Consider the following 11532-nt stretch of genomic DNA (forward strand, 5'->3'; position numbering starts at 1 on the left):
CCCGGTTTTTTTGCGCCTATCGATATTCAAAAAAACGATAAAATTATAAAAACAAATTATTTTTAACTATTTAATAACCTTGCTACAGTTCACCCATTCATTGAACACTGCCAAGGGCAAACGTATGTCACAAGAACCAAAATTAAAAACCAGCAACGAGGTGATTCAGGAAATCCTGCGTTCCATCGATCTGCTGCGTTTTGGCTCCATCGAGATCACGGTCCACGATGGCCGCGTCACCCAGATCGAGCGCCGGGAAAAAGTACGCTTCAACAACGACACGCCAAAAACCAAGCCAGCCTTGCAAAGCGCTGTTAACCACTAAGTAAATATAAAAAAGGATTTTGCATGAACCGTTTTATTCCCCGCCTTTCCGGCTTGATCGCCATCGCGGCATTGGGCAGCTCGCTCTCTGCATTGGCGGCCGATGTCACACTGCTGAACGTCTCCTATGACCCGACGCGCGAACTCTACCAAGAGTACAACAATGTCTTTGCAAAATACTGGCAAGCCAAGACGGGCGACAAGGTCACCATCAAGACTTCCCATGGAGGCTCCGGCAAGCAGGCCCGTGCCGTCATCGACGGCCTGCAGGCCGACGTGGTCACGCTAGCGCTTGCCTACGATGTCGATGCGCTGCAGGAAAAGGCCAAGCTGATCCCCAAGGACTGGATCAAGCGCCTGCCGGACAACAGCTCCCCTTACACTTCCACCATCGTGTTCCTGGTGCGCAAGGGCAACCCCAAGAACATCAAGGATTGGGACGACCTCGCCAAGCCCGGCATCAAGGTGATTACCCCCAACCCCAAGACTTCCGGCGGCGCGCGCTGGAACTACCTGGCAGCCTGGGCTTACGGCCAGAAGAAATTCAACAACGATGAATCCAAGACCCGCGAATTCATCGGCAAGATTCTCAAGAACGTCCCGGTACTGGATTCCGGCGCCCGCGGCTCGACAACCACCTTCGTGGAACGCGGGATCGGCGATGTCCTGCTGGCATGGGAAAACGAAGCCTTCCTGGCGCAAAAGGAACTAGGCCCGGACAAGTTCGAGATCGTCGCGCCGTCGCTGTCCATCCTGGCCGAGCCGTCCGTCTCGGTAGTGGACAAGGTGGCCGACAAGCGCGGCACCCGCAAGGTGGCAGAAGCCTATCTGGAGCATCTGTACAGCGAGGAAGGCCAGGAGATTGCGGCGAAGAACTACTACCGGCCCCGCCTCGAAAGCGTCGCCAAGAAGTATGAAAAGTTCTTCCCCAAGCTGAGCCTGGTCACCATCGACTCGGCATTCGGCGGCTGGCAAAAGGCGCAGAAAACGCACTTTGCCGACGGCGGCACCTTCGACCAGATCTACCAGCAATAAATTGACGATTCATTGATTAACAGGCAGCGCCGAGCACAATTTGGCGCTGCCAGCAGCTAAAGGAGACTCTCATCATGAGTACTGCGTTAATTGTAGGCGGCGACCAGATTGAAGGCATCAAGCAAGAGCTGTCCAACTTCGGTGTCACGCATATCAACCACTGGTCGGGCCGCAAGGTCGGCGACGGCAAGAAAGTCATTCCGCACGATACCGACCTGATCGTGTTGGTCACCGACTGGATCAGCCATACATTCACCCACAAGATCAAGCAAAGCGCAGCCAAGCGCGGTGTGCGAATTGTTTACACACCGAATGGTCCAACAGCATTGCGCACCCGCTTGAAGCAACTGAACCCCGACTACGTCGCGGAGGGAGAGTGTAGCGAAGACACGCAAGCCAGTGCTCAATGGCAAGACCGTCTCTCACTGAATTAACCCGTACTCAAGCAGTTGATGTAGCAAAAGGAGTTTTATCATGGCAATTCATGCAATTAACGTCCGCAACCAGTTCCGTGGCCGGATCAAGGAAATCGTGCTGGGCCCGGTGGTATCCGAGGTCGATGTGGAAACCCCGGTGGGCATCGTCACTTCCGTGATCACCACGCGTTCGGTCAACGAGCTGAACCTGCAGGTCGGCACGGAAGTGCTGGCGCTGATCAAGGCGACCGAGGTTTCCCTCGCCAAGGTATAAGCTGCCAGCAGCTTGTCAATCAACAAAAAGGCCAGGAATATTCCTGGCCTTTTTACTTGCTGCAAGCTGGCTAGACGTTGCGTTCAGCGTTTTGCGGAGGCCAACTTGAGCAGCACGCCCTGCAGGACATCCACTTCGGCATAGGTATTGTAGAAAGCCAGCGACGGCCTGACCGTGGTTTCCACGCCGAAGCGCCGCAGTATCGGTTGCGCGCAATGGTGGCCAGAGCGCACCGCAATGCCTTCCTGGTTCAACGCGGCCCCGACTTCTTCGCTCTTGTAGCCGTGCAGATTGAACGACAGCACGCTGGCCTTGTGCTGGGAGGTGCCGATCAAGCGCAAACCCGGCACCTTCTCCAGCGCGGCGGTCGCATAAACCAGCAGCTCATGCTCGTAACGCGCAATGTTCTCTATGCCCAGGCGCTCTACGTACTCGAGCGCAGCCCCCATGCCCACCGCATCGGCGATATTGCCGGTACCAGCCTCGAACTTGGCGGGAGCGCCGTGATATACCGTCTTCTCGAAGGTGACGTCCTGGATCATATTGCCGCCACCTTGCCAGGCGGGCATGTCGTCCAGCACTTCCGCCTTGCCGTACAACGCGCCGATGCCGGTCGGGCCAAAAATCTTGTGGCCGGAGAACACCAGGAAATCGCAATCCAGGGATTGCACGTCCGTGCGCATGTGCGAGACCGATTGCGCGCCGTCCAACAGCACCTTGGCGCCAACCGCATGCGCCATGGCGATCATCTCCCTTGCCGGCGTCACGGTGCCGAGGGCATTGGAAACCTGGGTGAAGGAAACCAGCTTGGTGCGCGAGGTCAGCAATTTCTGATATTCATCGAGCAGCACCTGCCCGCTATCGTCCACCGGCACCACTTTGAGCTTGGCCCCGGTTTCCTGGCACAGCTGTTGCCAGGGCACGATATTGGCGTGGTGCTCCAGGTTGGTGACCACCACTTCGTCGCCCTCGCCCAGGTGCTTCCTGCCCCAGGTCTTGGCCACCAGGTTGATCGCTTCGGTCGTGCCGCGCACAAACACGATATTTTCCACCGCAGGCGCATTGATGAAACGGCGTACCGTTTCGCGCGCGCCTTCATAGGCATCGGTCGCGCGGGCCGCCAGTTCATGGGCTGCGCGATGGATGTTGGAATTCTCGTGCTGATAGAAATAGGACAGGCGGTCGATCACCGCTTGCGGCTTCTGTGTCGTCGCAGCATTATCCAGCCAGATCAACGGCCTGCCGTTCACCAGCTCGCGCAGGATAGGGAAATCCTTGCGCACCAGGTTGACGTCGAACGGCGGGTGGGCCGAGCCTGCCACCTCCGGTATGCCGGGGCGCTCCGCGACAAAATAGTAAGGCGAAGCCTTGCTGGCGGCCGACTTTCCCGAACCGTGCGGGCTATTGGCGGGCGAAGCCAGCAGCCCTTGCAGGTCCACTGGGTAAGGAATATCCACCCCTCCAAGCAGGCTGCTGATATCCAGGCCCGGGAAGACAGGCGCAGCCCCGACGGCCTCAACCCGTTCCTGGCTGAATTCCGGCGGCAGTTGGGACGGCGATACGCCGAAGCTGAGAGTCGCGATCTGCGCAAGCTCGATGCCGGAGACGACATTGGCCGCAGCGGGGGCACCCGTTGGCAATGCAGACACCGCGGAAGGGGCCGGCGGCACTGGCGCTCCTATCCCCGGGCTCCCGGCGGCATAAGGCGCAGCGGAATCCGTGAGCGATGCCGTGGAAGGAAGCTCTGGCGCGCCATGCGGAAAACCTTCCACATAGATTTCATTGGCAATGCGGGTCAGCTCGTCAATATCCAGGTGCCCGCTTGCCTGCGCCTCCCGCCCCACCGCAATGGCCGCGGCCATGCGCGGATGCTCGCCCGGCAATGCTGCCAGGATGGCTTCGGGTTCAAACGATGACAGGTCGTTAATGTTACTTGTAGTCATAGTAGTTGCCTACGTCGACATTCTCGAGCACGGCAATCGCATCTTCGGTCAGTACCGCCAGCGAGCAATAAAGGGAAACCAGGTAGGAAGCAATCGCCTTGTGATTGATGCCCATGAAGCGGACGGACAGCCCCATGCTTTGCTGTCCTGGCAGGTTGGGCTGGTACAGGCCCACTACGCCTTGGCGGCTTTCACCGGTACGCAGCAGCAGGATGTTGGTCTTGCCCTTGGTCACGCGCAGCTTGTCGCACGGGATGATGGGGATGCCGCGCCAGGTGATGAACTGGGAGCCGAACAGGCTGACAGTCGGCGGCGGCACGCCGCGGCGCGTGCACTCGCGGCCGAAGGCTGCAATCGCCTGCGGATGTGCGAGGAAGAACGCTGGCTCCTTCCACACGCGGGAAATCAGCTCGTCGAAATCGTCCGGCGTAGGGGAGCCGCTGCGGGACTTGACCTTCTGACCGGCTGCGATGTTGTGCAGCAAGCCGTATTCCTTGTTATTGATCAGCTCGCTTTCCTGGCGCTCCTTCACCGTCTCGATGGTCAGGCGCAACTGCTCGCGAATCTGGTTGTGCGGGCTGCTGTAGAGGTCGGAAATGCGGGTATGCACGTCCACCACGGTATTCACGGCATTCAGCACATACTCGCGGCCCCATTCTTCGTAATCCACGAACGTGGCGGGCAGTTCGCGCTCATCCTTGTTAGAGCAATCCACCTCGACATGGTGGTTGTCCTTGACCTTGTTGACGCGGTAGATGCCCGCCTCCACCGGCACCCATTGCAGCAGGTGCACCAGCCAGCGCGGCGTGATGGCGCCCAGCATGGGCACGGTCTTGGTGGCATTCGCCAGCGTACGGGCAGCGACGTCTCCCAGGGCGGTATGCGCTTGATGAATGTCTGACATGAAAATCTCTCCTTTAAAATTACCGATCGATGCGGCGGACCAGATGCCGCCCTATTGCTTTACTGATGAGTCACAGTGCCGTTGCGCTGGCCTGCAGGCGCGCCTTCCCTCATCTGCGCCTGGGTGATATTGCTATTGGGTGGGACGCTGTACGTGAGCCAGACATTGCCGCCGATCACTGAGCCGCGACCTATGGTAATCCGGCCCAGGATCGTGGCCCCGGCATAGATCACGACGTCGTCCTCGACAATCGGGTGGCGCGCATTGCCCTTGACCAGGCTGCCATCGGCATCCACAGGGAAGCGCTTGGCGCCCAGCGTGACTGCCTGGTAAAGCCGCACATGGCGGCCAATGATGCTGGTCTCACCGATGACCACTCCCGTGCCGTGGTCAATGAAGAAGCCCTCGCTGATCTGGGCGCCGGGATGAATGTCGATCCCCGTGGCGGAATGGGCAATTTCAGTGATCATGCGGGCAATCAACGGCACGCCCAGCTGGTGCAGCACATGGGCAATACGGTAATGGATGATGGCGTTGATTCCCGGATAGCACACCAGCACCTCGTCCACGCTGCGTGCCGCCGGGTCGCCCTCATAGGCTGCGCGGATGTCGCTGTCGAGCAAATGCCGGACGGCAGGCAGCTGGGAAGCGAATTCACGCACCAAGGTAGTCGCGCGCGCTTTCACATCCTCTGCCTGCCCGGCCTCTGCAACGAAGCTCAACTCCAGCCGCACCTGGGCGACAAGTTCCCGCAATGCCACATCCAGCGTATGGCCCACGAAATAGTCGATGCCCTCTTCCCGCAGGTCCGGCAAACCGAGACGGTTGGGAAACAGGGCGGCGCCCAGCCCTTCCACCACCTCGGCAAGCGCCTTGCGCGCAGGGAGCTTGGGAGGGCGGTTCAGCCGGTTGCGGTGCTCCAGCGCAGTCAGTCTGACTTCGCGCAGCTGGGTGACGATCTGGCTGATCCCCAGCTCATCTCCGAACTCAGCATTTTTTTCATGTTGACTCATCAATTGCCGCCCAAAATTGACCTTGTAAAAACAAAAAAGCCAGCACTTCTCATAGAGAGGTGCTGGCTTCCGGTTGTCCGGTCAGCTCACGCTAACGATATATTGTGACGATGCATCCAAGTACATCCTCATCATAAAATGGTCGCTGTCCATTGGTCATGGTGCAACAAACACTGTAATAATAGAAGATTACCACATATTCGAATTAATTCTATATATATAATTAAAAAATATATGTGAAAGTTTGATTACGAAATAACGAATCAATTTAATTATATTCCACTATATTCTTTTACATTATTTCCAAAGCCTCCTATAGTGCACTCCATCGTCTCTCAATCCCTCTAGAGGTCTCAATGCTACAAAAAATATTGGCTATCAGCCTATTGGCCGCGGCGGGCCTGGCTCATGCCGACACTACCTTGCTGAACGTTTCCTACGACGTGACACGCGAGTTCTATAAAGACTTCAACCCTGCCTTCAGCAAGTACTGGAAGCAGAAAACCGGGGAATCCGTCACCATCAACCAATCCCATGGCGGTTCGAGCAAGCAGGCCAGGTCCGTTGCGGACGGTTTGCAGGCCGACGTCATCTCCATGAACCAGAGCAACGATATCGACATCCTCTTCGAGCGCGGCAAGCTGATCCCTGCTGATTGGCAGAAGCGCCTGCCCAATGCCAGCTCGCCCACCACGTCGACCACCGTCTTCCTGGTGCGCAAGGGCAACCCCAAGAACATCAAGGACTGGGACGACCTGGTCAAGCCCGGGGTCGGGGTGGTCATCCCCAACCCCAAGACCTCCGGCAATGGTCGCTATAGCTATCTTGCCGCCTGGGGCGCCGTCATCAAGAAAGGCGGCGACGAAGCCAAGGCGCGCGATTTCGTCACCAAGCTGTTCAAGAACGTGCCGGTGCTGGACGCGGGCGGCCGCGGCGCGACCACGACTTTCGTGCAGCGCGGCATTGGCGACGTATTGCTGACATTCGAAAACGAAGTCTTCCTCATCAACAAGGAGCTGGGGAACAACAATTTCGACGTGGTCTACCCGTCCTCCAGCATCCTGGCGGAAAACCCGGTTTCCCTGGTCGACAAGGTGGTGGACAAGCGCAAGACGCGCCAGGTAGCGCAAGCCTATCTGGAATTCCACTATTCGCCGGAAGGACAGGAAATCGCCGCCCGCCATTACCTGCGCCCGCGTTCAGCCGAAGTCCTGGCGGCCCATAAGGCCGACTTCAAGCCATTGCAATTGTTTACCGTGGATGACACCTTCGGCGGATGGCAGAAAGCCCAGAAAACGCATTTTGCCGACGGCGGAATATTCGACCAGATTTATGTGAACAAATAAGCAGCCAGCCATGACGACAAAGAACACAGCCCCCACCTCCGCTGCCATCGAGCAGCTCAAGTCCCAGTTGCGGGAATCCCTCTACCTGGATCTCGACGAGTATGGGCTGGAAGAACAATCCTCGGGAGAGTTCAACAGCACCTTCCTGGGCTTACAGCTCAACAGCGCCTTCCAGCCTATCTATGATAGCGAGGCCGGGGACTTGTTCGGCCACGAGGCCTTCATCCGCCCATCGCTGGGCGGCCAGCAGGGCATCAGTCCCGAATTCGCCTTCAGCTTTGCCGGGCAGGTAGGCAAGCTGGTGAAGTTCGACCGCGTCGTGCGCACGCTGCACGTGCTCAACTTCCGCCAGATCTATGCGGAAAACGGCTTGCTGTTCCTCAACGTGCACCCCAACCTGCTGATCAGCGTTAATGCGCACGGCAAGGTGTTCGAGCGCATCCTGCACTCGAATTCCGTACCGACCAACCGCGTGGTCATCGAGATACAGGAAAGCGTCGTCGAGCACGAAAACCAATTGGCCGACGCCATCGAGAATTACACGGAACGGGGATACCGCATCGCCATCGGCAATTTCGGCAACAAGCACTCCCACCTGGAGCGGCTGTGGAAACTCTCACCCGAGTTCGTGAAGCTGGATACCAGCCTGATCAAGGAAGCCGAGCGCAACCCGCGCGTACGCAAGATCCTGCCCCGCTTGATCCAGTTGGTGCACGACATCGGCGCGCAACCGGTGATTACCGGCATCGAATCGCAGGCCGGACTGGAAATCGCCATCGAGTCGGGCAGCACGTTGCTGCAAGGCTATTTCCTCGGCAGGCCGGCCACCGCCAAGGAATTACAGCCTGCGGAGGCCTTGAAGCCCGCGCTGCGCTTGAACAAGCGGGCCGCGGCATAACGGCGCGGCCCGTAGAAAAATAACGTCGGGGCATATCATTATAAAAACATATTATTTTTGCCCGGCAGTCGCTTCTGCTACATTGCACCAGCCCCAATTCCAGCCAAACAAACTAAATTCACAATATGGCAAAAAAACACAAACCGCATAACGTGCTGCCCGGCTTCAACCTCTCTCTCGGCTATACGTTGCTATACCTGAGCCTGATCGTCTTGATCCCCTTGTCGGCCGCCTTCTTCAAGACCACCGAACTAAGCTTCGGTGAATTCTGGCACACCGTTACCACGCCGAGGGTCATCGCCTCGTACAAGCTCACCTTCGGGGCATCCCTGTTTGCCGCCATCATCAATGCGGTTTTTGGCTTGCTGACTGCATGGGTGCTGACGCGCTACACATTTCCAGGCAAAAAGCTGGTCGACGCGCTGGTCGACCTGCCGTTCGCCCTGCCTACCGCGGTGGCAGGCATTGCGCTTACGGCGGTCTACTCGGCCAACGGCTGGATCGGCAGCCTGCTCGAACCTTACGGCCTGAAAGTGGCATTTACCCCGCTCGGCGTCGTCGTGGCACTCACATTCATCGGACTGCCCTTCGTAGTCCGCACCGTGCAGCCCGTGCTCGAGGACCTGGAGGCGGAAACCGAGGAGGCCGCCGCCAGCCTGGGAGCCAATCGCTGGCAAACCTTCCATCGCGTCATCCTGCCCGCGCTCTGGCCCGCCCTGCTCACCGGCTTCGCGCTCGCCTTTGCCCGCGCGATTGGCGAATATGGCTCCGTCATCTTCATTGCGGGCAACATGCCGATGATCTCCGAGATCACCCCGCTGATCATCATCACCAAGCTGGAACAGTATGACTACACCGGCGCTACCGCGGTCGCGGTGGTCATGCTCGTCATCTCCTTCCTGCTATTGCTCACCATCAACGGCCTGCAATGGTGGAGCAGCCGCCGCAACAGCGCATCGCGATAGGAACACAATAATATGTCGACCACCGTTTCCCAACTCGCCCACTACAATGCCAAGGTAGCGCGCAGCCGCGCGACCTCCGAGCCCACCTGGGTTCGCTGGACCTTGATCATCTCGGCCCTGCTGTTCCTCAGCCTGTTCCTGTTCATCCCCTTGGCTGCCGTATTCACCGAGGCGTTGCGCAAGGGCTTTGAAACCTACATCGCCGCCCTGGTGGAGCCTGATGCCGTCTCCGCGATCAAGCTCACCCTGATCGCGGCAGCCATCTCGCTGCCGCTCAACCTGGTATTCGGCATTGCAGCAGCCTGGGCAATCGCCAAGTTCGAGTTCAAGGGAAAAAGCATCCTCATTACGCTGATCGACCTGCCGTTTGCCGTTTCCCCGGTCATCGCAGGCCTGATCTATGTGCTGATCTTCGGCCTGCAGGGCTGGTTCGGCGAATGGCTGATCGACCATGATCTCAAGGTGATTTTCGCCATCCCAGGCATTGTGCTGGCCACGATCTTCGTCACCTTCCCATTCATCGCGCGCGAGCTGATCCCGCTCATGCAGGCGCAAGGCAAGGAAGAGGAAGAGGCAGGCCTGGTGCTGGGCGCGTCAGGCTGGCAGATCCTCTGGCACATTACTCTGCCCAATATCAAATGGGGCTTGCTGTACGGCGTGATTCTCACCAATGCGCGCGCCATGGGCGAGTTCGGCGCGGTCTCGGTGGTGTCGGGCCATATCCGCGGACTCACCAACACCATGCCGCTGCATGTGGAAATCCTCTACAACGAATACAACTATGCAGCCGCGTTTGCCGTGGCGTCGCTGCTGGCTTTCCTTGCGCTCATCACGCTGGCGCTCAAGTCGTATATCGAGTGGCAAAGCAGCCGCAGCGCCAGCGCGCGTGAAAAAGCCTCTGACCAATAACATATAAACAGCATACCTGTCACAAGGATGACATCATGAGTATTGAAATCCGCAACATCAAAAAAGAATTCGGCAGCTTTACCGCACTGGGGGACGTCAGCCTCGACGTGCCAAGCGGCGAACTGGTTGCCCTGCTCGGCCCTTCGGGATGCGGCAAGACCACGCTGCTGCGCATCATCGCCGGCCTGGAATCGCCCGATTCCGGCAGCATCCACTTCCATGGCGAGGAAGCAACCAACCGCGACGTACGCGAACGCCAGGTTGGCTTCGTGTTCCAGCATTACGCCTTGTTCCGCCACATGACCGTGTTCGAGAACGTCGCGTTCGGCCTGCGGGTCAGGCCCAAGAAAACCCGTCCTAGCGAAGCCGAAATCCACCGGCGGGTGCACCAGCTACTGAGCCTGGTGCAACTCGACTGGCTGGCTGACCGCTACCCGCCGCAGCTTTCCGGCGGCCAGCGCCAACGCATCGCGCTCGCCCGCGCGCTCGCTGTCGAGCCCAAGGTATTGCTGCTGGATGAACCCTTCGGCGCGTTGGACGCCAAGGTGCGCAAGGACTTGCGCCGCTGGCTGCGCCGCCTGCATGACGAACTGCACATCACCAGCGTATTCGTCACGCACGACCAGGAAGAAGCCCTGGAAGTCGCGGACCGCATCGTCGTCATGAACCAGGGCAAGATCGAGCAAATCGGCTCCCCGCAGGAGGTATACGACAACCCGTCCTCGCCGTTCGTCTATAAATTCCTCGGCAACGTCAACCAGTTCCATAGCCGCGTCGACCAGGGCCAGGCCCATATCGGCAACATCACGCTAAGCCTGGACGAGCACCATGCCGTGCAAAACAGCAATGCGCTCGCCTACGTGCGCCCGCACGACATCGACATCTACACCGAGCCGAATGGCAACCCGGCATTGCAGGCCGTCGTCAGTTACATCCACGCAGCCGGCCCGCTGGTGCGTCTGGAACTACAACCCGTGAACGATGCCGACATCATCGAAGCGGAAATCACGCGCGAGCGTTTCAGAGAGCTGGCCCTCAACCAGGGCAGCCATGTCTACCTCAAGCCGCGCAGCGTGCAAGTGTTTCTGGAAAACAGTGCCAGCTAAACCAGAACTAGCGATATTCTGGCTCCGCCAGGCTCTGAGTTTGAAGGCAATGATCCGGGGCGGAATCAGATAACTCCCGCACCAGCTCAGCATTCGGCTGGGCAATCTGGTCTAGCTCGGTGACAGACTGGCCGATCTGGACGACACCAGCGCTCCGCTCCTGCGCATTGGCCGAGATTGCGGCAACCAGCGTGCCGACACGATGAACCACGGCGACGTCGGTTTCGACGCGGGAGGGTTCGGCGAAGGCGGATCGACCGACGGCCCTTCACGCGCCGGCCGTAGGCCGCGCGGCGCCGTCGTCACGCGCCAGCAGCCGGCGATAGCCGTCGAACACGCCCGCCTGCATCGCGCCGACCGAGAAGCAGCGCCGCTGCCGTTCCTGGCCGGCGCGCGCGA

13 protein-coding genes are annotated in these 11532 nt (G+C 58.8%); 9 read left to right on the top strand and 4 right to left on the bottom strand.

Annotated elements, in window-relative coordinates; translation table 11 throughout:
* Nucleotides 1-124 precede the first annotated feature (124 nt).
* The 4 genes from ACW4YW_RS04585 to ACW4YW_RS04600 all read left to right on the top strand — a co-directional run bounded on the left by ACW4YW_RS04585 (nucleotide 125) and on the right by ACW4YW_RS04600 (nucleotide 2049).
* A complete protein-coding gene (locus ACW4YW_RS04585) occupies nucleotides 125-325 on the top strand; it encodes a YezD family protein (RefSeq protein WP_407995739.1) in 201 nt (66 codons plus the stop codon).
* 23 nt (nucleotides 326-348) lie between these two features.
* A complete protein-coding gene (locus ACW4YW_RS04590) occupies nucleotides 349-1359 on the top strand; it encodes a sulfate ABC transporter substrate-binding protein (protein WP_407995738.1) in 1011 nt (336 codons plus the stop codon).
* A 74-nt stretch (nucleotides 1360-1433) separates the two neighbouring features.
* Complete coding sequence (locus tag ACW4YW_RS04595; protein WP_457136473.1) at nucleotides 1434-1793, top strand: DUF2325 domain-containing protein; 360 nt, start codon at nucleotides 1434-1436, stop codon at nucleotides 1791-1793.
* A gap of 40 nt (nucleotides 1794-1833) precedes the next feature.
* Nucleotides 1834-2049, top strand: a complete 216-nt coding sequence (locus tag ACW4YW_RS04600) for a TOBE domain-containing protein (protein WP_309564507.1) — start codon at nucleotides 1834-1836, stop codon at nucleotides 2047-2049.
* 83 nt (nucleotides 2050-2132) lie between these two features.
* Here ACW4YW_RS04600 and ACW4YW_RS04605 read toward each other — a convergent pair whose 3' ends face one another.
* From ACW4YW_RS04605 to epsC, 3 genes are read right to left on the bottom strand one after another with little or no spacing between them, the layout of a single operon-like run.
* Entirely contained in the window at nucleotides 2133-3992 is a 1860-nt protein-coding gene (locus ACW4YW_RS04605) for a family 2A encapsulin nanocompartment cargo protein cysteine desulfurase (protein WP_457136474.1), read from the bottom strand.
* Entirely contained in the window at nucleotides 3979-4896 is a 918-nt protein-coding gene (locus ACW4YW_RS04610) for a family 2A encapsulin nanocompartment shell protein (protein WP_407995130.1), read from the bottom strand. The genes ACW4YW_RS04605 and ACW4YW_RS04610 overlap by 14 nt, the downstream gene beginning before the upstream one ends.
* A gap of 59 nt (nucleotides 4897-4955) precedes the next feature.
* Nucleotides 4956-5909 carry a serine O-acetyltransferase EpsC gene (epsC, locus tag ACW4YW_RS04615; RefSeq protein WP_457136475.1) on the bottom strand — a complete coding sequence of 318 codons (954 nt, stop codon included), beginning with the start codon at nucleotides 5907-5909 and terminating at the stop codon, nucleotides 4956-4958.
* Nucleotides 5910-6265: 356 nt separating this feature from the next.
* On the opposite strand from epsC, the gene ACW4YW_RS04620 reads away from it, so the two are divergent.
* From ACW4YW_RS04620 to ACW4YW_RS04640, 5 genes are all read left to right on the top strand, one after another.
* Nucleotides 6266-7255, top strand: coding sequence for a sulfate ABC transporter substrate-binding protein (locus tag ACW4YW_RS04620; protein WP_457136476.1), 990 nt, complete (start codon nucleotides 6266-6268; stop codon nucleotides 7253-7255).
* Between the two features lie 10 nt (nucleotides 7256-7265).
* The gene (locus tag ACW4YW_RS04625; protein ID WP_309564502.1) at nucleotides 7266-8153 is read left to right on the top strand and encodes an EAL domain-containing protein; all 888 of its coding nucleotides are present in this window, start codon (nucleotides 7266-7268) and stop codon (nucleotides 8151-8153) included.
* 125 nt (nucleotides 8154-8278) lie between these two features.
* On the top strand, nucleotides 8279-9118 hold the full coding sequence (cysT, locus tag ACW4YW_RS04630; RefSeq protein ID WP_407995126.1) for a sulfate ABC transporter permease subunit CysT: 840 nt from the start codon (nucleotides 8279-8281) through the stop codon (nucleotides 9116-9118).
* Between the two features lie 12 nt (nucleotides 9119-9130).
* Nucleotides 9131-10027, top strand: coding sequence for a sulfate ABC transporter permease subunit CysW (cysW, locus tag ACW4YW_RS04635; RefSeq protein WP_407995125.1), 897 nt, complete (start codon nucleotides 9131-9133; stop codon nucleotides 10025-10027).
* Nucleotides 10028-10062: 35 nt separating this feature from the next.
* Nucleotides 10063-11133, top strand: coding sequence for a sulfate/molybdate ABC transporter ATP-binding protein (locus ACW4YW_RS04640; protein ID WP_457136477.1), 1071 nt, complete (start codon nucleotides 10063-10065; stop codon nucleotides 11131-11133).
* Between the two features lie 7 nt (nucleotides 11134-11140).
* Here ACW4YW_RS04640 and ACW4YW_RS04645 read toward each other — a convergent pair whose 3' ends face one another.
* Nucleotides 11141-11344: a hypothetical protein gene (locus tag ACW4YW_RS04645; protein WP_457136478.1), complete on the bottom strand. Its 204-nt coding sequence runs from the start codon at nucleotides 11342-11344 to the stop codon at nucleotides 11141-11143.
* Nucleotides 11345-11532 lie beyond the last annotated feature (188 nt).

The sequence above is a fragment of the Methylobacillus pratensis genome (assembly GCF_054072455.1).